This window comes from Actinacidiphila polyblastidii (assembly GCF_036353415.1).
Classification (GTDB): Bacteria; Actinomycetota; Actinomycetes; order Streptomycetales; family Streptomycetaceae; genus Actinacidiphila; species Actinacidiphila polyblastidii.
Genome location: NZ_JAZEWV010000010.1, coordinates 63,517 through 86,407 on the forward strand (window position 1 = coordinate 63,517; position 22,891 = coordinate 86,407).

Consider the following 22,891-nt stretch of genomic DNA (forward strand, 5'->3'; position numbering starts at 1 on the left):
TTCGTCACTGGCATGCCTCGCAGGACTCGGGGTTCTCAAGGGAGCAGGCGATCGCGTCGGCGTCGGCGCCCTGCTGGGCGGGGAGGGCGACCGGCGCGGCGTCGCGGGCCTGCCCCTGGGCGGCGCGGGCGATCCGGGTGGCCGGCCGCGACCGCAGGTAGTACGTGGTCTTCAGGCCCTGCTTCCACGCGTAGGCGTACATCGAGCTGAGCTTGCCGATGGTCGGCGTCTCCAGGAACAGGTTCAGCGACTGGCTCTGGTCCAGGAAGGGCGTACGGGCCGCGGCCAGGTCGATCAGGGCGCGCTGCGGGATCTCCCACGCGGTGCGGTACAGCTCCCGCACCTCCGCCGGGAGCCAGTCGAAGCCCTGCACCGAGCCGTTCGCCTCGCGCAGCGCCTCGCGGGACCGCGCGTCCCACCCGCCGAGCTGCTTCAGCTCGGCCACCAGGTAGGGGTTGACCTGGAGGAACTCACCGGAGAGCGTCTCGCGCTTGAAGAGGTTGGAGACCTGCGGCTCGATGCACTCGTACGCGCCGGCGATCGAGGCGATGGTCGCGGTCGGCGCGATGGCCAGGAGCAGCGCGTTGCGCAGGCCGCCCGCGGCGATCCGGCCGCGCAGCGCCGTCCAGCGCTCCGGCCAGGTCAGCGCCGCGTCGTAGTGGTCGGGGTGCAGCACGCCGGCCGCGGTCCTGGTCTGCTCCCAGGCGGGCAGCGGGCCGCTGCGCTCCGCGAGGTCGCAGGACGCCTCGTACGCGGCGAGCATGACGCGCTCGGCGATCCGGGTGGACAGTGCGCGGGCCCGCGCGGAGTCGAACGGCAGCCGCAGCTTGAAGAACACGTCCTGCAGGCCCATCACGCCCAGGCCCACCGGGCGCCAGCGGGCGTTGGACCGGCCCGCCTGCTCGGTCGGGTAGAAGTTGATGTCCACCACGCGGTCGAGGAAGGTGACCGCGGTGTGCACCGTCTCGTCCAGCCGCCGCCAGTCGATCACGTCCTCGCCGTCCGGGGTGACGAAGGCGCCGAGGTTGACCGAGCCGAGGTTGCACACGGCGGTCTCGGAGTCGTCGGTGACCTCCAGGATCTCCGTGCACAGGTTGGAGGAGTGCACGGTGTGGCCGGGCGTCGCGGTCTGGTTCGCGGTGCGGTTGGCGGCGTCCTTGAAGGTCATCCAGCCCTGACCGGTCTGCGCCAGGGTGCGCATCATCCGGCCGTACAGGTCCCGGGCCGGCACGGTGCGCAGGGCGAGCCCGGCGGCCTCGGCGCGGTGGTAGGCGGCGTCGAACTCCGCGCCCCACAGGTCGGCCAGGTCTGGCACGTCGGCGGGCGAGAACAGCGACCAGGGCTCGTCGGCCTCGACGCGGCGCATGAACTCGTCGGGGACCCAGTGCGCGAGGTTGAGGTTGTGGGTGCGGCGGGCGTCCTCGCCGGTGTTGTCGCGCAGTTCGAGGAACTCCTCGATGTCGCTGTGCCAGGTCTCCAGGTAGACGGCGGCGGCGCCCTTGCGGCGGCCGCCCTGGTTGACCGCGGCGACCGAGGCGTCGAGCGTCTTCAGGAACGGCACGATGCCGTTGGAGTGCCCGTTGGTGCCGCGGATCAGCGAACCGCGCGAGCGGATGCGGGAGTAGGACAGGCCGATGCCGCCGGCGTGCTTGGAGAGCCGGGCGATCTGCTGGTAGCGGTCGTAGATCGAGTCGAGCTCGTCCAGCGGCGAGTCCAGCAGGTAGCAGGAGGACATCTGCGGGTGCCGGGTGCCCGAGTTGAAGAGCGTCGGCGAACTCGGCAGGTACTCCAGCCGGTTCATCAGCCGGTACAGCGACGCCACCTCGTCCAGCGCCCGCGTCGTGTCGTCTTCGGCCAGGCCGGCCGCCACCCGCAGCATGAAGTGCTGCGGGGTCTCCACCACCTGACGGGTGATCGGGTGCCGCAGCAGGTAGCGGCTGTGCAGGGTGCGCAGGCCGAAGTAGCCGAACCGGTCGTCCGCGCCGTCCGCCAGCGCCTCCTCGACCAGCGCGTCCAGCCGGGCCGCGTGCAGCGTGACGAACGCCGCGGTGCGGTCGGCGATCAGGCCCTCGCGGTGGCCGACCGCAACCGACGCGGAGAAGGAGGTGGCGCCCTGCCCGGCGGCCTCCTCGGCGACCGTGCGGGTCAGCAGCCGTGCGGCGAGCCGCGAGTACGCGGGGTCCTCCGAGATCAGCCCGGCCGCGGCGTCGGTGGCCAGCGCCCGCAGCTCGTCCCCGTCCGCGGCGGCGCTGCGGCCGCGCAGCGCGGCCGCGGCGACCCGGCCCGGGTCGACGTCCGGCAGGTCGGCGGTCAGCGCCACCAACTGCCGCAGCAGGACGGACGCTTCGCCCTCCGCCGGTTGCTGGACGTCCGCGGGGACCGGCGGTGCGGCGGGTGCGATGGTCACGGTGGCTCTCTCTCCCTGGGCGGCGCGGCCGCGCGGGGAGGAGACAGCGGGCAGGGCGCGGCGACCCGGCACACGGGCAGGCCGCACCACGTCCGCAGGCCCAATCCGCGAGGCCCGGACAGACGCGCCCGCGGGTGGCGGGCGCGGTGCCGGCAGGCGATCGGGCTGTGCGGGACGCGCGGACGCGCCACCGCTCACCGTTGCGGGGCAGCGCCGGACTTCCACCGGCTTCCCCTGCGGGCAGCGGAGTTGAGCATACATCTAGTGGCGCGCATTCCACGCAGCCCCAGATGTTGTGTCGGCGCCAGTCCGGTCGGCCCGTTGCGGCGCGCCGCGCGGAGGCGTGGACGGGCCCCGGCGGAGCGCCGGGAGCCCGTCCGAGGAGCGCCGCGTCGCCGGGTGCGGCCGGCGGAGCGGCTCGCGGGGCGGGAGCGCGGACCGGGCGGCTCTTTTTTCGTGAAAGGAGAGCGGGGAAAAGCAGCCGGCGGATGCGGAATTCCTCGCACGGTCATGCCGGAGCGGCGTACGGAAAGCGCGGCGGGGACGGGCGGAGCGGAGTTCTCTCCGTACGGAACCGGAAGGACCAGGAAAGGAAAGGGCGCCGTCTCAGTGAAAGGGGACTTCGGCGTGAAGGCCGAGTCTGCCGAGCGGTTCCACGGTCCTGCGGAGCAATCCGCGCACCCGCTCCTGGGCGACCGCGTCGGAATCGGCCCGCACGAACACGGCGGCCTCGGTGGTGGGCTGCGGACCGGTCGGGAAGGGGCGGACGCGAATGTGGTCCACCTCGTCGGGGGGCGCCGCGTGCGCCCACAGCAGGTCCTGCACCAACTCCGCCAGGGCGCGGCGGTCACGGCCCGCGCCGGCCGCCGCGGGCCGGGCCGGCGCCCCTGGGGGAGCGGTGCTGCGGATCAGCACCCGGACGATGGACACGGCCGGCTCAGACGGCGTCCGCCGGGACGGCGTCCCAGCTGATGTTGCCCGGGTCGGACGAGGGCGTCGGGTCGGGCGTGGCGGTGGGCGCCGGGTCGGCCGGAGCCGAGTCCCAGCTGATGTTCCCGGCTACGGCGGTGTCCGGCCGGGCCGCCGGGGCCGTGGCGTGGGCCGCCGCGGTGAGCCCGGTCGCGGTGAGCAGGACGCCGAGAACGGCGGAGCAGGCGGCGGCGCGGCGCGACGGGACGAGGCGGCGGTCGCGGTTGCGGAACGCGGACATGGAAAACCCCCGGAAGGACGGAAGAATGGCTGGGATGTCAATTGCTGCGATCGGCGGAGCGATTGAGCGGGTGGCCATTCCGTTGCCCCGATGACGACCATCCTGTCCGGGGCGGTGGGGGGAGAGAAGGGTTTACGGGTGGCACCAAGGTGGCTGGCACCGAGGTGCCACCCCGGGGCCGTCGGTCCCGGCCGCAATGGCGGGGTGCGTGCATGGTGCGTGGGCATTGCAGCGAACGGGACGGCGGATAGGATGCACGAGCGGCGCGGCGCTGCCGGGCCGATGGGAACCCGGGGGGGTTGCATGTTGGAAGCGCTGGGGCTCGCCCCTGCCGTGGAGTCGGTGTATCGCGCGTTGCTGCGGGAACCGCGGCTGTCCGTCGCGGAGTTGAGCGCCGAACTGGCACTGCCGCAGACGGAGGTCCGGTCCTGCCTTGACCGGCTGGTCGACATCGAACTGCTCCAGGTCTCGCGGGACGCGCCCGGCACGCTGCGGCCGGTCAGCCCCGAGGTGGGGCTCGAACTGCTGCTGCGCCGGCAGGAGGCAGACCTGGCGCGGCGTCAGCAGGAGGTGCTCAGGAGCAAGGAGGCGGTGGCGCGGGCCGTCGCGGAGTTCGCCGACCGGCGCGAGGACAGCCGCAGCGACCAGGCGGAGCGGCTCGTCGGCCTGGACGCCATCCAGACCCGCCTGGAGGAGCTGGCGCGCGGGCTGGAGTCGGAGTGCCTGGGCATCAACCCCGGCGGCGCCCAGTCGCAGGGGGCGCTGGACGCCTCGCGGCCGCTGGACCGGGAGGCGCTCGGGCGCGGGGTGCGGATCATGTCCGTCTACCAGGACAGCGCCCGCAACGACCCGCCGACGCTCGCCTACGCGCGCTGGCTGACGGAGTCCGGCGGGCAGGTGCGCACCATGCCGATGCCGCCGCCGCGCATGGTGGTCTTCGACCGGCGGGTCGCGATCGTGCCGATCGATCCGGAGAACACCCGCGCGGGCGCGCTGTGCACGCGCTCGCCGGGCATCGTGGCGTCGCTGGTCGCGCTCTTCGAGCAGACCTGGGACGCGGCCGTCCCGCTGGGGGCCGACCGCAGGCCCGAGGCGGGCGCGGAGGGGATCGGCGGACTCAGCCCGGTGGAGCGGCAGTTGCTGAAGCTCCTGGCGTCCGGGCTGACCGACGAGGCCGCCGGCAAGCGGCTCGGCGTCTCGCTGCGCACGGTACGGCGGCAGATGTCCGGGCTGATGGAGCGGCTGAACGCGACGAGCCGCTTCGAGGCGGGCCTCAAAGCGGCGCAGCGCGGCTGGCTCTGACCGCCCGCCCGCCCCGGACCGGCCGGGGCGGGCGGGCGGTCAGTGGGGCAGCCGCCGGCCCTCCTCCGCCGCCCGGATCTGGCGGGAGACGCGCGCGTCGTGCAGCGCGCCGTTCAGCGGGACGAAGGCCAGGGCCAGGGCCAGGGCGGACAGGGCGGCGATGTCGAGAAGGAGTGTCATGGGTCAATCGTGCTCGCGCGGCTTACCGCAGAACAGTGGCAGGACTGACGTACTACCGCGACATCCTGCCACGTGGCATCCTCGGAGCCATGCTGAAGAACGTCGCGACCGTGCTCCTGGACGGCGTCCACCCCTTCGAACTGGGCGTCGTGTGCGAGGTCTTCGGCCTGGACCGCCGGGACGAGGGGCTGCCGTACTACGACTTCGCGGTCGTCTCGGCCGAGGGGCCCACGCTGAGCACCCACGCCGGGTTCAGCCTGGCCGTCGGCGAGGACCTGGACCGGCTGGAGGAGGCGGACCTGATCGCCGTGCCGGCCGGCGACTCGTACGTCGGGCGGGACTTCCCGCCCGCGCTGCTCGCCGCGCTGCGCCGGGCGGTCGAGCGGGGCGCGACGGTGCTGAGCGTGTGCTCGGGGGTGTTCGTGCTGGGCGCGGCCGGGCTGCTCGACGGCCGCCGGTGCGCGGCGCACTGGCGGCACACCGAGACGCTCTCCGCCCGCTACCCGCGGGCCCTGGTCGCACCCGACGTGCTCTACGTCGACGACTCCGGCGTGATCACCTCGGCCGGTACGGCAGCCGGCATCGACGCGTGCCTGCACCTGGTCCGCAAGGAGCAGGGCAGCGCGGTCGCCAACGGCATCGCCCGGCGGATGGTGGTGCCGCCGCACCGCGAGGGCGGCCAGGCGCAGTACGTGGCGCGGCCGCTGCCGCGCGCGACCAGTGACACCGTGACGGGTGTCCTCGCGTGGCTGGAGCGCCACCTGGACCGCGAGGTCACCGTCGAGGAGCTGGCCGCTCGGGCGCACATGTCGCCGCGGACCTTCGCGCGGCGCTTCCAGCAGGAGACCGGGACGACGCCGTACCGCTGGCTGCTGGGGCAGCGGGTGCTGCTGGCGCGGGAGTTGCTGGAGGGGACCGACGACACGGTCGACGCGGTCGCGCTCCGCGCGGGGTTCGGCAACGCGGCGACCCTCCGCCATCACTTCGGCCGCTGGACCGGCACGACGCCCCACGCCTACCGCCGCACCTTCCGGGCTCCCGCCCGGGTTTCCGTGGCGCCCGGGACGCCCGGCCGTCTCTGAGCCGCCGCGACGGCTGCCCGTCGCCACCGGCCCACCGGCCGGTTGCCGGTTGCCCGCGCCCCTGAGGGGGCGCAGCGCCCGGGTCCTTGCGGGGCCGGGGGAACGGCGCGGCCAGCTGCGAACCGCCCGCGGGTCGTCACCGGCCCGGTGGGGCCGGTGCCGTCGCGGACCGGGCCACCGGCCGGTGGGTGGTTGCCCGCGCCGTTCCCCGCGCCCCGGGTGGGGCGCGGGGAACGGCGCGGCCCGGGGAATGGCCCGCCCCCGGAGGGGGCTAGGCGGGGGCGGGGACCGGGGGGAGGCCCGGCTCGGTGCCGGGCGCGCCAGCGCCGACCGGCTCGGCGGCCTCGGCGACATAGTCCGCGCGGACCGTCTCGTCGGCGCCCGAGGGCGCCTTGAGCGCGTTGAGCAGGAGCGTGAGCCCGACCGCCACCACGAGGTTGAGGACGAAGGCAGTGAGCCCGATGTACCCCTTCTCGCCGATCCACGGGATCATGTCCGAGTTGCCGCCGAAGTGCGCCTGCGTCGGACTGGTCTGCTGGTACGCCTTCCACGTGCCGTAGCCCATGCCGGCCGCCCAGCCGGCCAGCAGCGCCCAGCGGTGGAACCAGCGGGTGAACAGGCCGCCGACGATGGTCGGCACCGTCTGAAGGATCCAGATGCCGCCCAGCAGCTGGAAGTTGATCGCCACGGTCTTGTCCATGGTGAGCACGAAGACCAGCGCGCCGACCTTGACCACCAGGGACGCGAGCTTGGAGACCTTGGTCTCCTCCGCGGGCGTGGCCTGCGGCCTGATCAGGTCCTTGTAGATGTTGCGGGTGAAGAGGTTCGCCGCCGCGATGGACATGATCGCCGCCGGCACCAGCGCCCCGATGCCGATCGCCGCGAAGGCCACGCCGGCGAACCACGACGGGAAGAGGTTCTCGAACAGCTGCGGGATCGCCAGCTGCGCGTTGTACCCCTTGATGCCCTTGCCGACGCCGTCCGCGACGGCCATGAAGCCGAGCATCGCCAGCAGGCCCAGCATCAGCGAGTACAGCGGCAGGATCGTGGTGTTGCGGCGGATCACGTTGCGGCTGCGGCTGGAGAGCACCGCGGTGACCGAGTGCGGGTAGAGGAAGAGCGCCATCGCCGAGCCGAGCGCCAGCGTCGCGTAGGCCCACTGCGCCTGCGGGGCGGTCACCAGCGAGCCGCGGGGCTTGCCGGTGGCCGGGTTGGTCGCCGCGTACGCCGACTGCGCGTGGTTGAAGATGTCGTCGAACCCGCCCAGCCTGTACGGGATGTAGATGATCGCCACCGCGATGACGATGTAGATCAGCGCGTCCTTGACGAAGGCGATCAGCGCCGGCGCCCGCAGCCCGGAGGAGTACGTGTACGCGGCCAGCACGCCGAAGGCGATCAGCAGCGGCAGGTCCTTGACGAACCAGTTCGTGGACGATCCGCCGCCGATGCCCATCACGTCCAGCACCGCCTGGATGCCGACCAGTTGGAGCGCGATGTACGGCATGGTGGCGAGGATGCCGGTGAGCGCGATCGCCACCGACAGCGCCCGCGAGCCGTAGCGTCCGCGGATGAAGTCCGAGGAGGTCACGTAGCCGTGCTTGTGCGAGACCGACCACAGCCGCGGCAGGAAGAGGAAGACCAGCGGGTAGGCGATGATCGTGTACGGCACCGCGAAGAATCCGGCCGCGCCGGCGCCGTAGATCGCCGCGGGCACCGCGACGAAGGTGTACGCGGTGTAGAGGTCGCCGCCGAGCAGGAACCAGGTGACCCAGGTGCCGAAGCTGCGTCCGCCCAGGCCCCATTCGTCCAGGTGCAGGGCGTTGTCGGCGCGCCTCCAGCGGGCGGCGAGGAAGCCGAGCACGGTGACGCCGAGGAAGAAGACCAGGAAGACGGCCAGGGACACGCCGTTGACGTCGTTCTTCATCGCGGGTCACCTCCCGCGCGGCCGCGCTCGTCCAGCTTGACCAGCAGGTACGCGCCGTAGGTCAGCGCCGCGGCCACCGGCACCCAGGCGAGCTGGTACCAGTAGAAGAACGGGATGCCGATCAGGCGCGGGGTCAGCCGCGCGTAGGAGTCGACCCACAGCAGGGCCACGAACGGGATGATCAGGCAGAGCCCGGCCAGCACCCGCGGAAGGGTGACGACGGGTGTGGCGGGCGGCGTCGGCGCGGTGGCCTCCGGCGGTGTCTCTTCCGGCATTCGTGCTGCTCCGTCCCCTTGGGCGACCTTTTTCGGTGCCCAGCGAATCTAGGGGACGGAGCGGACGGGCGTCACTACCCGTGCGGTTGTCAGTCCGTGGGGCGGCTGAGGCGTGCGACGAACTTGTAGCGGTCGCCGCGGTAGACCGACCGCACCCACTCCACCGGCTCGCCCGTGGTGTCGATGGAGTGCCGGGAGAGCATCAGCATCGGCAGGCCCACGTCGGTGCCGAGCAGCCCGGCTTCGCGCGGGGTGGCCAGCGAGGTCTCGATGGTCTCCTCGGCCTCGGCCAGCCGCACGTCGTAGACCTCGGCCAGCGCGGTGTACAGCGAGGTGTACTTGGCCAGGCTGCGGCGCAGCGCGGGGAAGCGCTTGGCGGACAGGTGGGTGGTCTCGATCGCCATCGGCTCGCTGTTGGCCAGCCGCAGCCGCTCGATCCGCAGCACCCGGCCGCCGGCCTTCATGTCGAGCAGCTCGGCGAGCCGGTCGTCCGCGGTGATGTAGCCGATGTCCAGCAGCTGCGAGGTGGGTTCCAGGCCCTGCGCCCGCATGTCCTCGGTGTAGGAGGTCAGTTGCAGCGCCTGGGACACCTTGGGCTTGGCCACGAAGGTGCCCTTGCCCTGGATGCGCTCCAGCCGCCCCTCCACCACCAGCTCCTGAAGGGCCTGGCGGACCGTGGTGCGGGAGGTGTCGAACTCGGTGGCGAGGGTGCGTTCGGGCGGCACCGGGGTGCCCGGCGGCATCGTCTGCGTGATGTCCAGCAGATGCCTCTTGAGCCGGTAGTACTTGGGCACGCGGGCGGTGCGGCCCGCGGTGCCGGTTCCGGTGGTCTCCGCCGTTCCCGCGTCGCTCTCCATGACGTTGACTCCCGACTGCTGTCGCGCTGCCGTCACCGGCTTCCTCCGTTAATAGCGGCTCACATGGTGGCACGGCCTGGGCCGGCGGAGGGAGGCGGTGGGTGGCTGGTCCCCCCCAGGTGTCGGTCCGATAACAGAGCCGACGGGTGTTCTTATACACCCTTGACACCCCTAAAGGTCTAGGCCAAGCTCCCGTTACTGGTCTAAACCATTTGACCAGAAAGAAAGACCAATCCCAGACCCACGAGCAGGACGCGGCGGCAGCGTGTCTCGCATCAGCCGGCATTTCGGGCGGTGGGGGGAGTTTCGGGCATCCTGAGGAGGGTGGCGTGAAGCGCAAGCTCATCGCGGCGATCGGCGTCGCGACCATGATTGCTGGTGTGGCGGCCTGTGGCGGGTCGGACAAGAAGGACGACAAGGCGGCGCAGACCCCGGCCGACCGCACCGGCACGGTGACGGTCTGGCTGATGGCGGAGTCGCAGACGGCCTGGCCGGAGCTGGTGAAGAACACGACCGCCGAGTTCAAGGCGAAGTACCCGAAGGTCAACCTGAAGATCCAGTACCAGCAGTGGAGCGACAAGGTCCAGAAGCTGGACGCCTCGCTCGCCGGTTCCAGCGCTCCCGACGTGGTCGAGCTGGGCAACACCGAGACGATGACGTACATCCTCAACGGCGCCCTGGCCGAGGTCGACAAGAAGCAGTTCGCCAACTCGGCGACCTGGATCAAGGGCCTTGAGGACACCTGCACCTACCAGGGCAAGCTCTACTGCGTGCCCTACTACGCCGGTGCCCGTGTCGCGATCTACAACGCGGACGACTTCAAGGCCGCGACCGGCTCGGACCAGCTGCCGACCACCGAGGACGCGCTGACCGCGGCCCTGGACAAGGTCGAGGCGAAGAAGGGCAGCGACAAGACCTACTCGCCGCTGTACCTGCCCGGCCAGTACTGGTACGCCGCGATGTCGTACGTCAAGGCGTACGGCGGCGCGATCGCCACCACCGACGGTTCCAAGTGGACCGCCAGCCTGGAGACCCCGCAGGCGCAGCAGGGCATCCAGCACTTCATCGACCTGGTCAAGAAGTACAACCACGGCGACCAGACCAAGGACGAGACCGACCACGCCAACGTGATGGCGCACGGCAAGGCCGGCCTGATCTACGGCAACGGCTGGGAGGCCGGCTCGGTCATCACGCCGCCGACCGGCAACGCCAAGCTCAAGGACGCCATCAAGACGGCGACCATGCCCGGCCCGAACGGCAAGGCGCTGCCCTCCTTCATCGGCGGCTCCGACCTCGCGGTGGTCAGCAAGTCCAAGGTGCAGGACCTGGCCAAGGAGTTCATCGCCGACTACACCGACGAGAAGAACGAGGCCACCCTCGTCACCAAGGCGACGCTGCCGAACAACACCACGCAGCTGGAGCCGATGAAGGCCAACCCGGCCACCGCCGCCGCGGCCAACGCGGTGCCGGACGCCTGGTTCACGCCCATCGCACCGGGCTGGGCCTCGATCGAGAAGCAGGGCATCCTCAAGACGATGCTGCTCGACATCCTCAAGGGCAAGTCCGTCGCCGACGCCACCAAGGCGGCCGACGACAAGATCAACTCGCTGATCAACAACGCCTCCTGAACCGGGCGTTGGTCATCGGGGGAGGGCGGTCCGCAGCTGCGGGCCGCCCGCCCCGGTATCCCGGCATGACACCCAAGAAAGGTCAGCGCAGATGAGTGCCGCCGACACGCATGCCACCGAGCCGGTGACCGGGGGACGTCCGCTCGCCCCGCCTCCGGCCGCGCACCGGTCCGCCGTCCCGGGCCGCGGCCGTACCGGCCGCCGCACCCGGCAGAGCAGATCGCTGCCCTACCTGCTGATCACGCCCGCCCTGGTGATCATGGCCGGCGTGCTGGGCTACCCGCTGGTCGACACTGTGGTGCTGTCCTTCCAGGACGAGCGCCGCGGCAACCTGTGGCTGCACACCTCGCCGCCGTGGGTCGGATTCGACCAGTACACCTCGGTGCTGACCGACAGCGAGTTCTGGCACGTGGTGCTGCGCACCTTCCTCTTCGTGGCCGGCTGCGTCTTCTTCACCATGGTGCTCGGACTGCTGGTCGCGCTGCTGATGCAGCGGGTGTCCGACTGGGTGCGGCTCATGATGACCAGCGTGATGATCACGGTCTGGGCGATGCCGCTGCTGGTGTCCAGCTCGATCTTCAAGTTCATGTTCGACTCGGACTACGGCCTGGTCGACCAGTTGCTGACCCGGCTGCCCGGGGTCGACTACACCGGGCACAACTGGTTCCTCAACCCCACCTCGGGTCTGACCATCATCGCGATCCTGGTGATCTGGGGCGCCATCCCGTTCATCGCGATCAGCCTCTACTCCGCGCTGACCCAGGTCCCCAAGGAGCTGGAGGAGGCCGCCAGGATCGACGGCGCCCGCGGCATCGGCATCTTCCGCTTCGTCACCTTCCCGGTGATCAAGCCGGTGTTCGTGATGACCACGACGCTCTCGGTGATCTGGGACTTCGGCGTCCTCGGCCAGATCCTGCTGATGCGCAACAACCTGCCCGAGCAGGACTACCAGCTGCTCGGCCTCTACGCCTACGTCCAGGCGTTCACCGTCAACTCCTTCAGCCGCAGCGCCGCGATCTCCATCATCACCGTGCTGCTGCTGTCCTGCTTCTCCATCTACTACCTGCGCCAGCTGCTGAAGATCGGAGAGGTCGAGTGAGCACCGCAGCCAAGGTCACGTACCGCAGCAAGAAGAAGAGCCGCGCCGGCTGGAACGTCCTCGGCCTGATCACCTTCGTGATCATGGGCTTCCCGGTCTACTGGATGATCATCACCGCGCTGCGGCCGTCCCAGGAGATCCTCAGCTACCACCAGAAGCTGTACCCCAGCTCGGTGACGTTCGACCAGTTCAAGCGGGCGATCGACATGCCCAACTTCTGGGACAACGTCAAGAGCAGCGTGATCATCTCGCTGTTCAGCGTGGTGATAGCGATCGGCATCGGCCTGCTCGCCGCGTACGCCATCGGCCGGTTCCGGTTCTGGGGCCGCCGCGGGCTGATGATCGCGCTGCTGCTGGTGCAGATGATCCCGGCCACCTCGATGCTGGTGCCGATCTACATCCAGCTCAACGACCTGGGCGGACTCAACGAGTACTGGGGTGTGATCGCCGTCTACGCGGCCTCCACGCTGCCGTTCTCGGTGTGGATGCTGCGCGGCTTCATCATCAACATCCCCCGGGAGCTGGAGGAGTCGGCGATGGTCGACGGCTGCAGCCAGATGGCCGCCTTCCGCCGCGTGGTGCTGCCGCTGCTCGCCCCCGGCCTGGTCGCCGCCGCCATCTACGCGCTGATGACCGCCTGGAACGAGTACCTGTTCGCGTACGTCCTGCTGCAGGACAACGACAAGTACACCCTGAGCATCTGGCTGCTGAAGTTCACCGGCCAGCGCGGCACCGACTACGGGGCGCTGATGGCCGGCTCGATCCTCATCGCACTGCCCGTGGTGTTCTTCTTCCTGCTGGTCCAGCGCAAGGTTGCCGCCGGTCTGACCGCCGGCGCGGTGAAGGGATGACCGTCATTTCCATCGACACCCCCGCGGACACCCTGACCCGCGACGCGCTCACCGTCCTCCAGCCCGGCTTCGAGGGCCTCACCGCGCCCGACTGGGTGCTGCTGCGCCTCGCCGAGGGGCTGGGCGCGGTCGCCCTGTTCTCGCGGAACATCGAGTCCGCCGAGCAGGTCGCCCGGCTCACCGCCCAACTGCGCGCGGTCCGGCCCGACGTGCTGATCGCCGCGGACGAGGAGGGCGGCGACGTCACCCGCCTCGAAGTGCACGGCGGCTCCTCCTTCCCCGGCAACCTCGCCCTCGGCGCGGTCGACGACGTCAAGCTGACCCGCGCGGTCGCCGCCGAGCTGGGCCGCCGGCTCGCCGAGTGCGGCGTCAACCTCGACTGGGCGCCCTCCGGCGACGTCAACTCCGACCCCGGCAACCCGGTCATCGGCGTGCGCTCCTTCGGCGCCGACCCGGAGCTGGTGGCGCGCAACACCGCCGCCTACGTGGAGGGCCTCCAGTCGGCCGGCGTGGCCGCCTGCGTCAAGCACTTCCCCGGCCACGGCGACACCGCGGTCGACTCGCACCACGCGCTGCCGCGGATCGACGTGGACCTGGAGACGCTGCACGCCCGCGAACTGGTGCCGTTCCGCGCCTCGCTCGCGGCGGACACCAAGGTCGTGATGAGCGCGCACATCCTGGTGCCCGCGCTCGACCCCGAGCTGCCCGCGACGCTCAGCCGCACCATCCTCACCGGGCTGCTGCGGGCGCCGATCGCGCAGGGTGGCCTCGGCTACGACGGGCTGATCATCACCGACGGCATCGAGATGCAGGCGATCGCGGCCACCTACGGCATCGAGCGCGGCACCGTGATGGCGCTGGCCGCGGGCGCCGACGCGATCTGCGTGGGCGGCGGGCTGTGCGACGAGCAGACCGTGCTGTCGCTGCGCGACGCCATCGTCGGGGCGGTACGGGACGGCTCGCTGCCGGCCGAGCGCCTCGCGGACGCGGCGGCCCGGGTGCGGCGGCTCGCCGCCTGGACGGTGGAGCAGCGGGGCGCGGCGGAGGGGATCGCGCCCGGCTCCGACGTCGGGCTGGAAGCCGCCCGCCGGGCGCTGCGCATCACCAGGACCGACGCGTTCACGCCGCTCACCCGGGCGCCGTACGTGGCCTCCTTCACCCCGGCGGCGAACCTGGCGGTCGGCAACGTCACGCCGTGGGGCGTGGCGGCCGAGCTGGCGCGGCTGCTGCCGGGCACCGAGACCGGCACCTACCGCTCGGCCGAGGTGGCCGGGCTGCTGGCCGCGGCCGGCGAGCGCCCGGTGGTCGCGGTGGTCCGCGACGTGCACCGGCACGCCTGGATGGCCGAGGCGCTGGCCGCGCTGGTGGCCGCCAGGCCGTCGACGATCGTGGTCGAGATGGGGGTGCCGCAGGCCGCGCCGATCGGTGCGCTGCACATCGCCACCCACGGCGCGGCCCGGGTCTGCGGCGAGGCGGCCGCCGAGGCGATCGCCGGCCGGGAGGCGTGAGCCGCCGCCCGCGGCTCCCGGCCGCCACCCGGCCGGTCGTGCCCCGCACCTGACATATCGCCGCCCCGCCGCTGGTCTGCGGCGGGGCGGCGATACACGATCGTGCGCAGGAGACCGACCGACGAGAGGCCGCCATGCTCACCAGAATCGACCACATCGGCATCGCCTGCTTCGACCTGGACGCCACGGCGGAGTTCTACTGCCGCACCTACGGTTTCACCGTCGCGAGCATCGAGAGCAGCCAGGAGATGGGCGTACGGGAGGCGATGCTGCGGGTGGGCGGCACGGACGACGGCGGCGCGTCGTGGATCCAGCTGCTCGAACCCCTCGGCGAGGGCGGGCCGGTGGCCGGCTGGCTGGCGAGGAACGGCGAGGGCGTGCACCACATCGCCTTCGGCACCGCCGACGTCGAGGCGGCGACCGCGGCCGCGGGGGAGCACGGCGTACGGTCGGTCTACCCCGAGCCCCGGCCCGGCTCGCGGGGTTCGCGGATCAACTTCCTGCACCCCAAGGACTGCCACGGGGTGCTCACCGAGCTGGTCACCGCGACCGGAGCGGGCGGCGCGGCGACCCTTCGGGCCGACCCCGATCAGGCGGCCGACCAGCGCGCGGTGCGCGCGTAGCGCGGCTGGAAGACCCGCCGGTACAGCACCCGTACCGGCGGGGGCAGCAGCCCCAGCACGTGCTTCACGGTCGCTTCCGGGGCGTCGTCGAGCAGCCAGGCGAGGTAGGCGCCGCCGCCGCGCGGCGTCCTGCGGCCGGACTACAGGCCCTGCCAGGCGGGCTTGGCCGCGTAGGTGGCCCGGAAGTACGGCGCGAGCTTGAGCTTGGAGGCGGCGCCCTCGTCGACCACCACCGTGGCGTGCGGGTGCAGTTGCAGCGCGGAGGCCGGCACCACGGCCGCCACCGGGCCCTCGACGGTCTGCGCGACGGCCTCCGCCTTGCCCTCGCCGGTGGCCAGCAGCACCAGGTGCCTGGCCTCCAGGATGGTGCCGATGCCCTGGGTGATCACGTGGTGCGGCACCTGCGCGATGTCGCCGCCGAAGAAGCGGGCGTTGTCCACCCGGGTCTGGTCGGTCAGCGTCTTGATCCGGGTGCGGGAGGCGAGCGAGGAGCACGGCTCGTTGAAGCCGATGTGGCCGTCGGTGCCTATGCCGAGCAGCTGGAGGTCCACCCCGCCGGCGTCGGACAGCGCGGCGTCGTACGCCTCGCAGGCGCCCTGCACGTCGTCGGCGGAGCCGTCGGGGCCCATGAAGGAGCCGGCCGACAGGCCCAGCGGCTCCACCACCTCCCGCAGCACCACCGAGCGGTAGGACTCGGGGTGTCCCGCGGGCAGTCCCACGTACTCGTCCAGCTGGCAGACCCTGGCCCGGGACGCGTCCACCGCGCCGGAGCGCACCCGGGCGGCGAGCGCCTGGTAGATCGGCAGCGGGGTGGAGCCGGTGGCGACGCCGAGCAGGGCGTCGGGCTTGCGGCGCAGCAGGGCGGCCATGGCCTCCGCGATGAGTTCGCCGCCTGCGGCGGCGTCCGGGACGATGACGACTTCCACGCTGGGCCTGCCGATCTGGAGAGGGGGAGTGTGGTATAGACCAATCTAGCAGAGCGGGCAGCCGCGCAGGAGGGCCTCGCCGCATCCGTCCCGACCCCGCTCCGCCCTGTCGTGCGGGGGGCCGGGTCCTGTGGTCGACTGGTGGGGGTCGGTGGCCGGATGGAGGCGGTGGAGATGTCGGACACGGCGGCGTCCGAGGCTCCGCGCCGGGGCGAGCCCGGCTGGATCATGCACGGCGAGATGGCCGAGCAGCCCGAGGTGCTGCGCCGCCTGCTCGCCGACGGCGGACCCAGGATCAGGCGGACCGCGCGCCGCATCGCGGCCCGGCGCCCCCGCTTCGTGCTGCTGAGCGCCCGCGGCACCTCCGACCACGCGGCGCTCTACGCCAAGTACCTCATCGAGGTCGAGCTGGGACTGCCCTGCGGCCTCACCTCGATGTCCACCACCACCGCCTACGGCGCCAAGCCGCAGCTCCAGGACGTGCTGGTGATCACCGTCAGCCAGTCCGGCGGCTCCCCCGACCTCGGCGCCTCCACCCGGGCGGCCCGCGAGGCCGGCGCGATCACCCTGGCGGTGACCAACAACGCGGACTCGCCGCTCGCGGAGATCTCCGAGTTCCACATCGACCTGCTGGCGGGCCCCGAGAAGGCGCTCCCCGCGACGAAGACGTACACCGCGGAGCTGCTCGCGCTCTACCTGTTCGTGATGGGCCTGAAGGACGACGACGGCTCCGCGGCCGCCGTGCTCCCCGACCTCGCCGCGGAGGTGCTCGCCCGCGGCGACGAGGTGCGCGACCTCGCCGGGCGCTACCGCTTCGCCGAGCGCATGGTGCTCACCTCGCGCGGCTACGGCTACCCGACCGCGAAGGAGGCCGCGCTGAAGATGATGGAGACCAGCTACATCCCGGCGCTCGCCTACTCGGGGGCCGACCTGCTGCACGGCCCGCTGGCCATGGTCGACAACATCTCCCCGGTGATCGCGATCGTCACCGAGGGCCTCGGCGGCCGGGCCCTGCAGCCGGTCCTCGACCGGCTCCGCGGCCGGGGCGCGGACCTCGTGGTGATCGGCCCCCAGCCGCAGGTCGACGCCGCGTCCCACGGCTTCGCACTGCCCACCGGCCGCCTCCCCGAGTCGCTCCAGCCGATGCTGGAGATCCTCCCGCTGCAGAAGCTCGCCTACGAGGTCACCATCGCCCGCGGCCAGGACCCCGACGCGCCCAGGGCGCTGGCCAAGATCACCGAGACCCGTTAGGAAAGAACTACGGGCCGCGGTGCCGGGAGAGGACCCTCAACCTCTCCAGCACCGCAGCCCGGAGCTGCCGTCGGCGCCGTGACCTGCGGGGTGTGCGGTGCCCCGCGGGCCCGATAGGGCCGACCAGTGGAGGCTCCGGCGTAGTCAGGGCAGAGAACGCCTCACCTCGTCCGCCCTCCTGTGCGGGGAGAGCGGAGATCCAGCACCCGCCATTGTGGACTAGACCATTGCCCCGTGTCCATACGTGCGAGCGGTCAATTCGCTGTCCCGGCGGCCGCGCGGCGCGGGGTACGCTCGCAGGCGTGCCCTCCATGAACGACCTCGTACGCGAGCACACGGACCTCGACGAGTCCGACCTCGAATGGCTCCATCTGCTCGTCTCGGAGTGGCAACTGCTCTCCGACCTGTCCTTCGCCGACCTGGTGCTCTGGGTGCCGACGCGGGACGGCGCCCGGTACGTCTCGGTGGCGCAGATGCGGCCGAACACCGGCCCCACCTCGTACCAGGACGACATGGTCGGCCACCTGGTCCCGCGCGGCCGCCGGCCGCTGCTGGACGCGGCGCTGGACGAGGGCCGGATCGTGCGCGAGGGCGACCCGGAGTGGCGCGAGGAGGTGCCGGTGCGGGTCGAGTCCATCCCGGTGCGCCGCGACGGCCGGGTGCTCGGCGTGATCGCCCGCAACACCAACCTGCTGACCGTGCGCACCCCCAGCCGGCTCGAACTCACGTACCTGCAGAGCGCCTCGGACCTGGCGCAGATGATCGCCGCGGGGTCGTTCCCGTTCCCGGCGGAGCAGGTCGACATGGACGCCTCGCCGCGCGCCGGCGACGGGCTGATCCGGCTGGACGCCGAAGGACTGGTGCAGTACGCCAGCCCCAACGCGCTGTCGGCGTACCACCGTCTGGGGCAGGCCGCCGACCTGGTCGGCCACCACCTCGGCAAGGCCACCGCCGAACTCGCCCCGGAGCGCGGCCCGGTGGACGAGGCCCTGGTCAAGCTGGCCAGCGGCTGGGCGCCGCGGGAGTTCGAGGTCGAGGGCGGCGACGGCGTCATCCAGCTGCGCGCCATCCCGCTCAAGCCCAAGGGCGTGCACACCGGCTCGCTGGTGCTGCTGCGCGACGTGACCGAACTGCGCCGCCGCGAGCGGGAGCTGATCACCAAGGACGCGACCATCCGGGAGATCCACCACCGGGTGAAGAACAACCTGCAGACGGTGGCCGCGCTGCTGCGGCTGCAGGCCCGCCGGATGGACTCCGAGAGCGCCCGGGAGGCGCTGGAGGAGGCGGTCCGCCGGGTCGGGTCGATCGCCATCGTGCACGAGACGCTCTCCCAGACCCTGGACGAGCGGGTCGAGTTCGACGAGATCGCCGACCGGGTGCTGGCGATGGTGGCGGAGATCTCACCCGGCCGGGTCACCACCCGGCGCACCGGGCGGTTCGGCATCCTCACCGCGGAGATGGCCACACCGCTGTCCATGGTCCTCACCGAGCTGGTGCAGAACGCGCTCGAACACGGCTTCGGCCCGGCCGAGTCGGGCACCGTCGACGTGACCGTGACCCGCGGCCGCGAGCTGCTCACCGTCGCGGTGCAGGACGACGGGCGCGGCCTGCCGCCGGGGTTCGACGCGCAGAAGGCCGGCAACCTGGGCCTGCAGATCGTCCGCACCCTGGTGGTCGGCGAACTCTCCGGCGCCTTCGACATGCTGCCGGCCCCCTCGGGCGGAACCCGGGTGACGCTCGAACTCCCGCTCGACGCCTAGCCGTCCGGCGCCCGTCCGGCACCTGTCACGCGCAGCCGCCGGGACACGCTGAAGCCCCGTACCGCCATTGGTACGGGGCTCTTCGCGATGCTGCGTGCTGCGCGTTCGAGACAGGTGCTGCGCGCTGCGGCTCGGCTGGAAGCTGTGGGTCAGGCGCTGGCGTTGCGGGCCCGGTTGCGGGCGGCGCGGCGCTTCATCGCACGACGCTCGTCCTCGCTGAGGCCACCCCAGACACCGGCGTCCTGGCCGCTCTCCAGTGCCCACTGCAGGCACTGGTCCATGACGGGGCAGCGGCGGCAGACGGCCTTGGCTTCCTCGATCTGCAGCAGCGCAGGACCGGTGTTGCCGATGGGGAAGAAGAGCTCGGGGTCTTCCTCGCGGCAAACGGCGCGGTGACGCCAGTCCATGGCTGCTCCAACTCCTCGTGTGACAAGCACATTGCTTGTGAATGTGAACGCTTTCACGAATCCCCTCACAGGGAACGGGACGCCACCCAGCCTTCGCTGGTGCGGTCCCGCTGGTGTGAGTGGAGGATTCGGGCTCTCACGGGGGCCGTCAGTCCGGCCCGTCCCGATCGCCAGTTAGAGGTTCGCAAACCTCGGCTGGAGATACAACCCCTTCAGGAGTTTTTTTTTGGAATCCTCGGTGTCGCCTCGATCACAGCCCTACATCCATCGGGTGCAGCCCAGTCTAAACGTTCGAGTAAAAGGACTTTAGGCTCTTCGACTTACACAATCACACGCAGTGCCCGGCGTACGCCTGTGAAGGTCGCGCTCGTACGCAGTCCCAGGTGGTCACCGTCCACCTGGAAGGGGAGCGGCGCCTGCGATTGCAAGGTGAAGTCGGTGAGATCGTGCAGTGACACCGTGTGCTTGCCCCGCGGGCCCCTTTCCGGGGTGGAACGAAGCAATTGCGCCGCGTAACGCGTGCCTGACACGGTGGACATCCTGGTGACCCCGAGCAGGTCGAGCGCGGTGTCGAAGGACGCCTCGGGAGACGCGTAGACCGGCCGGTTCCCCAGATAGGTCCAGGGAGAGGTGTTGCAGACTATCGCGGTCATCAGCCCCGCCACCGGCTCCTGCTCCGGCTGCTCCAGGGTGATCGTGCCGTGCCTGCGGTGCGGGTCGCCGAGGAACTGCCGGGCCACCTGGCGCAGATACAGCGCGTGCGTCGACCGTTTGCCCAACTCCCGCTGCTGTTCGACCCGTCCGACGACTCCGGCGTCGAATCCCAGCCCCGCGCAGAAGGTGAACCAGCGGGCCGGCACGCCCTCGTCCTCGGTGCCCGGGGTGCCGCTCGCCAGCCCGAGGCCCACGGTGCGCGAGGAGTCCTCACGCAGCGCGTCCAGCAGGGCGCCGGTCGCCTCCACGGCGTCGTTGGGCAGCCCGAGCGCCCGCGCGAAGACGTTGGTGGAGCCGCCGGGCACCACCGCGAGGCGGGGCAGCGCGTCCGGGTCGGGGCCGTGGTGCAGCAGGCCGTTCACGATCTCGTTGACCGTGCCGTCGCCGCCCAGCGAGACCACCAGCTCGGTCTGGCCGCCCTCGGCGGCCCGCCGGGCCAGGTCCCGGGCGTGCCCGCGGTACTCGGTGGTGGCGACCTCCAGCTTCAGGTCGCTGGACAGCGCGGTGCTGATCACGTCCCGAACCCGTGCGCTGGTGGTGGTGGCGGCGGGGTTGACCACGAGAAGAGCACGCATGGTCGACAGCGTACCCAGGCGATTTCACCCGGGGCTACGCTGAACGGTGTGAGCCAGACCCCGAAACGCCGCCCCGCCGCCGCGCGGAAGCCCGCCAGGGCCGCCGCACGGAAGCCCGCGCCCCTCGCCGAGCCGGCCGCCGCGCCCGTGGCCGAGCCCGGCTCCGGCCAGGTCGCCGGGCCTGCCGCCGTGCCCGCGGGCCGGCCGCCGCTGCGGCTGACGCTCGCCGCGGCCGTCGCCGGCCTGGAGGGGCTGGCGGTCGCCGCCTGGGGCGTCACGATGTTCTTCACCGGCGGCGACAGGGCGGTGCTCGCCGGCCTCCTGGTGCTGCTGCTCGCCGCGCTGCCGCTGGGCGCGGCGTACGGGCTGCGCAAGGCCCGCAGCTGGAGCCGCGGGCCCGCGCTGATCATGCAGCTGCTCTGCCTGCCGATCGCCTGGACGATGCTCAAGAGCGACGGCGGGGTCGTCGCCGGCGGCGCGGTGCTCGGCGCGCTGGCGCTGGCCGGCCTGTTCCTGCTGGTCCACCCGGCCACCACCGACGCGCTCGGCATCCGCAGGACCGCCTGACGGCGTCGCGGACCGCGCGCCTCACTCCTCGATCAGCAGCTTGTCCCGGAGCTGGGCCAGCGTGCGGGCGAGCAGCCGGGAGACGTGCATCTGGGAGATGCCGACCTCCTGGGCGATCTGCGACTGCGTCATGTTGCCGAAGAACCTCAGGAGCAGGATCGTCTTCTCCCGTGGCGGCAGCTGCTCCAGCAGCGGCTTGAGGGACTCGCGGTACTCCACGCCCTCCAGCGCCTCGTCCTCCGAGCCGAGCGTGTCCGCCACCGCCGGCGACTCGTCGTCGGTGTCCGGCACGTCCAGCGACAGCGTGCTGTAGGCGTTCGCCGACTCCAGCCCCTCCAGGACCTCCTCCTCGGAGATCTTCAGGTGCTCGGCCAGCTCGTGCACGGTCGGCGCCCGGCCGTGCCGCTGGGACAGTTCGCCGGTCGCCGTGGTGAGCGACAGCCGCAGCTCCTGGAGGCGGCGCGGCACCCGTACCGCCCAGCCCTTGTCCCGGAAGTGCCGCTTGATCTCGCCGACCACCGTCGGGGTCGCGTAGGTGGAGAACTCCACGCCGCGGTCGACGTCGAACCTGTCCACGGACTTGATCAGCCCGATGGTGGCGACCTGGGTGAGGTCGTCCAGCGGCTCGCCGCGGTTGCGGAACCTCCTGGCCAGGTGCTCCACCAGCGGCAGATGCATCCGGACCAGCTGGTTGCGCAGCTCGGCGCGCTCCGGGGAGCCCTCCGGCAGCTTGTGCAGCTCGACGAAGAGCGCGCGGGCGCCCGACCGGTCGTGCGGGTCGTGCGGCTCCGCGTGCCCCGGCTGATCCGCGTGACCGGCCTGTCTGCCGTGCTCGGCGCCGGTGACCTGCTCGGCGCTCTTGACGTGCTCGTGCTGATCCATCGGGTCCGCCTGCTCCGCCGCGTCCATCGCTTCCCTACGGTCCGTACGCGTCCCTGGCCCGGGATGCGGTGGCGCCGGGTGCCGCCCCCCATCGGTGCCCGGCCCCTCGGGGTCCGGGGGCTGCTGGGCGGGGACGGTGGCACGACCGCGCGCCGCGGGCACCTCGTGCTCCGCGGGCGTGCCGGGGTTGTCTGCTGGCCTCACGACGACGGCCTCACGACAGCCCGGGAACGGCGCCGCGCTTCTTGTGCAGGCTGATGCTGACCGTCCGGTCCTCGGCGACCGTGGAGTCCACCTCGCCCGCCAGCGCGGACAGCACCGTCCACGCGAAGGTGTCGCGCTCGGGGGCCCGCCCGTCGGTGGTCGGTGCGGACACGGTGACCCACAGGGAGTCGCCGACCAGCTTGAACACACAGCTCAGTACGGAACCGGGGACGGCCTGCTGCAGCAGGATCGCGCACGCCTCGTCGACGGCGATGCGCAGATCCTCGATCTCGTCGAGGGTGAAGTCCAGCCGGGCCGCGAGTCCGGCCGTGGCCGTCCGCAGCACCGACAGATACGCGCCTGCCGCGGGCAGCCGGACCTCGACGAAGTCCTTCGACCCGGGCTCGCCTGCGATCTGGGACACCCACACCTCCAAGGTGGCACACGGTGATTGCTCTGGTTCACGTGGTTCGCAGTGACGCTATCGCGATCCGTCCCCCGGTGTCGCCCGGACGGAGCACGGACGCCACCCGCACCTGTCACCCATGGTAAGCGCACGGGCACGCACGGTGGGGGGGATTCCAGGTCTCAATTCGCATGCGAATGCGCCCGGTTGCCGCTGCCGCCGGCTCCCGGGCACCGCCGGGCGGGCGGTCGGC

22 protein-coding genes are annotated in these 22,891 nt (G+C 72.0%); 10 read left to right on the top strand and 12 right to left on the bottom strand.

Features of this window, described 5'->3' with window-relative positions; all coding sequences use genetic code 11:
* Nucleotides 1–4 precede the first annotated feature (4 nt).
* From V2S66_RS14785 to V2S66_RS14795, 3 genes are all read right to left on the bottom strand, one after another.
* Complete coding sequence (locus V2S66_RS14785; RefSeq protein ID WP_330795453.1) at nt 5–2,407, bottom strand: ribonucleoside-diphosphate reductase subunit alpha; 2,403 nt, start codon at nt 2,405–2,407, stop codon at nt 5–7.
* A gap of 606 nt (nt 2,408–3,013) precedes the next feature.
* Nucleotides 3,014–3,337 carry a hypothetical protein gene (locus V2S66_RS14790; RefSeq protein WP_330795455.1) on the bottom strand — a complete coding sequence of 108 codons (324 nt, stop codon included), beginning with the start codon at nt 3,335–3,337 and terminating at the stop codon, nt 3,014–3,016.
* A 7-nt stretch (nt 3,338–3,344) separates the two neighbouring features.
* On the bottom strand, nt 3,345–3,617 hold the full coding sequence (locus tag V2S66_RS14795; protein ID WP_330795457.1) for a hypothetical protein: 273 nt from the start codon (nt 3,615–3,617) through the stop codon (nt 3,345–3,347).
* A 303-nt stretch (nt 3,618–3,920) separates the two neighbouring features.
* Here V2S66_RS14795 and V2S66_RS14800 point away from each other — a divergent pair, with 303 nt between their 5' ends.
* Nucleotides 3,921–4,919 (top strand): LuxR C-terminal-related transcriptional regulator, encoded by a 999-nt coding sequence (locus V2S66_RS14800; RefSeq protein WP_330795458.1) that lies wholly within the window; start codon nt 3,921–3,923, stop codon nt 4,917–4,919.
* A 39-nt stretch (nt 4,920–4,958) separates the two neighbouring features.
* Here the strand turns inward: V2S66_RS14800 and V2S66_RS14805 are convergent, their stop codons facing one another.
* Complete coding sequence (locus V2S66_RS14805) at nt 4,959–5,099, bottom strand: hypothetical protein (protein WP_330795460.1); 141 nt, start codon at nt 5,097–5,099, stop codon at nt 4,959–4,961.
* Between the two features lie 89 nt (nt 5,100–5,188).
* Between V2S66_RS14805 and V2S66_RS14810 the strand changes: the two genes are divergently transcribed.
* Nucleotides 5,189–6,181, top strand: a complete 993-nt coding sequence (locus V2S66_RS14810) for a helix-turn-helix domain-containing protein (protein WP_330795753.1) — start codon at nt 5,189–5,191, stop codon at nt 6,179–6,181.
* Nucleotides 6,182–6,452: 271 nt separating this feature from the next.
* Here V2S66_RS14810 and mctP read toward each other — a convergent pair whose 3' ends face one another.
* From mctP to V2S66_RS14825, 3 genes are all read right to left on the bottom strand, one after another.
* Complete coding sequence (gene mctP / locus V2S66_RS14815) at nt 6,453–8,105, bottom strand: monocarboxylate uptake permease MctP (RefSeq protein ID WP_330795462.1); 1,653 nt, start codon at nt 8,103–8,105, stop codon at nt 6,453–6,455.
* On the bottom strand, nt 8,102–8,380 hold the full coding sequence (locus V2S66_RS14820) for a DUF3311 domain-containing protein (RefSeq protein WP_330795464.1): 279 nt from the start codon (nt 8,378–8,380) through the stop codon (nt 8,102–8,104). The genes mctP and V2S66_RS14820 overlap by 4 nt, the downstream gene beginning before the upstream one ends.
* An 89-nt stretch (nt 8,381–8,469) precedes the next feature.
* Nucleotides 8,470–9,237, bottom strand: a complete 768-nt coding sequence (locus V2S66_RS14825) for a GntR family transcriptional regulator (protein WP_330795755.1) — start codon at nt 9,235–9,237, stop codon at nt 8,470–8,472.
* A gap of 329 nt (nt 9,238–9,566) precedes the next feature.
* On the opposite strand from V2S66_RS14825, the gene V2S66_RS14830 reads away from it, so the two are divergent.
* The 5 genes from V2S66_RS14830 to mce all read left to right on the top strand — a co-directional run bounded on the left by V2S66_RS14830 (nt 9,567) and on the right by mce (nt 14,946).
* Nucleotides 9,567–10,865, top strand: coding sequence for an extracellular solute-binding protein (locus V2S66_RS14830; protein WP_330795466.1), 1,299 nt, complete (start codon nt 9,567–9,569; stop codon nt 10,863–10,865).
* Nucleotides 10,866–10,956: 91 nt separating this feature from the next.
* On the top strand, nt 10,957–11,964 hold the full coding sequence (locus V2S66_RS14835; RefSeq protein ID WP_330795468.1) for a carbohydrate ABC transporter permease: 1,008 nt from the start codon (nt 10,957–10,959) through the stop codon (nt 11,962–11,964).
* On the top strand, nt 11,961–12,815 hold the full coding sequence (locus tag V2S66_RS14840) for a carbohydrate ABC transporter permease (RefSeq protein WP_330795469.1): 855 nt from the start codon (nt 11,961–11,963) through the stop codon (nt 12,813–12,815). Before V2S66_RS14835 ends, V2S66_RS14840 begins: the two co-directional genes overlap by 4 nt.
* On the top strand, nt 12,812–14,323 hold the full coding sequence (locus V2S66_RS14845; RefSeq protein ID WP_330795471.1) for a glycoside hydrolase family 3 protein: 1,512 nt from the start codon (nt 12,812–12,814) through the stop codon (nt 14,321–14,323). The genes V2S66_RS14840 and V2S66_RS14845 overlap by 4 nt, the downstream gene beginning before the upstream one ends.
* Before the next feature lie 134 nt (nt 14,324–14,457).
* Nucleotides 14,458–14,946: a methylmalonyl-CoA epimerase gene (gene mce / locus V2S66_RS14850; RefSeq protein WP_330795473.1), complete on the top strand. Its 489-nt coding sequence runs from the start codon at nt 14,458–14,460 to the stop codon at nt 14,944–14,946.
* Nucleotides 14,947–15,086: 140 nt separating this feature from the next.
* Here the strand turns inward: mce and nagB are convergent, their stop codons facing one another.
* Nucleotides 15,087–15,872, bottom strand: coding sequence for a glucosamine-6-phosphate deaminase (gene nagB, locus V2S66_RS14855; protein ID WP_330795474.1), 786 nt, complete (start codon nt 15,870–15,872; stop codon nt 15,087–15,089).
* A 174-nt stretch (nt 15,873–16,046) separates the two neighbouring features.
* On the opposite strand from nagB, the gene V2S66_RS14860 reads away from it, so the two are divergent.
* Together V2S66_RS14860 and V2S66_RS14865 are read left to right on the top strand one after the other, a co-directional pair.
* Nucleotides 16,047–17,123 (top strand): SIS domain-containing protein, encoded by a 1,077-nt coding sequence (locus tag V2S66_RS14860; protein ID WP_330795476.1) that lies wholly within the window; start codon nt 16,047–16,049, stop codon nt 17,121–17,123.
* 311 nt (nt 17,124–17,434) lie between these two features.
* Nucleotides 17,435–18,883 (top strand): sensor histidine kinase, encoded by a 1,449-nt coding sequence (locus V2S66_RS14865; RefSeq protein ID WP_330795758.1) that lies wholly within the window; start codon nt 17,435–17,437, stop codon nt 18,881–18,883.
* Between the two features lie 149 nt (nt 18,884–19,032).
* On the opposite strand, the gene V2S66_RS14870 is transcribed toward V2S66_RS14865, so the two are convergent.
* Together V2S66_RS14870 and V2S66_RS14875 are read right to left on the bottom strand one after the other, a co-directional pair.
* Nucleotides 19,033–19,290 carry a WhiB family transcriptional regulator gene (locus tag V2S66_RS14870; protein ID WP_037913060.1) on the bottom strand — a complete coding sequence of 86 codons (258 nt, stop codon included), beginning with the start codon at nt 19,288–19,290 and terminating at the stop codon, nt 19,033–19,035.
* A 320-nt stretch (nt 19,291–19,610) separates the two neighbouring features.
* A complete protein-coding gene (locus V2S66_RS14875) occupies nt 19,611–20,579 on the bottom strand; it encodes a diacylglycerol/lipid kinase family protein (RefSeq protein WP_330795491.1) in 969 nt (322 codons plus the stop codon).
* A gap of 48 nt (nt 20,580–20,627) precedes the next feature.
* On the opposite strand from V2S66_RS14875, the gene V2S66_RS14880 reads away from it, so the two are divergent.
* Nucleotides 20,628–21,146 (top strand): hypothetical protein, encoded by a 519-nt coding sequence (locus V2S66_RS14880; RefSeq protein WP_330795492.1) that lies wholly within the window; start codon nt 20,628–20,630, stop codon nt 21,144–21,146.
* A gap of 21 nt (nt 21,147–21,167) precedes the next feature.
* Here V2S66_RS14880 and V2S66_RS14885 read toward each other — a convergent pair whose 3' ends face one another.
* Together V2S66_RS14885 and V2S66_RS14890 are read right to left on the bottom strand one after the other, a co-directional pair.
* Nucleotides 21,168–22,055 (bottom strand): RNA polymerase sigma factor SigF, encoded by an 888-nt coding sequence (locus tag V2S66_RS14885; protein ID WP_330795493.1) that lies wholly within the window; start codon nt 22,053–22,055, stop codon nt 21,168–21,170.
* 187 nt (nt 22,056–22,242) lie between these two features.
* Entirely contained in the window at nt 22,243–22,656 is a 414-nt protein-coding gene (locus V2S66_RS14890; protein WP_330795494.1) for an ATP-binding protein, read from the bottom strand.
* Between the last annotated feature and the right edge of the window lie 235 nt (nt 22,657–22,891).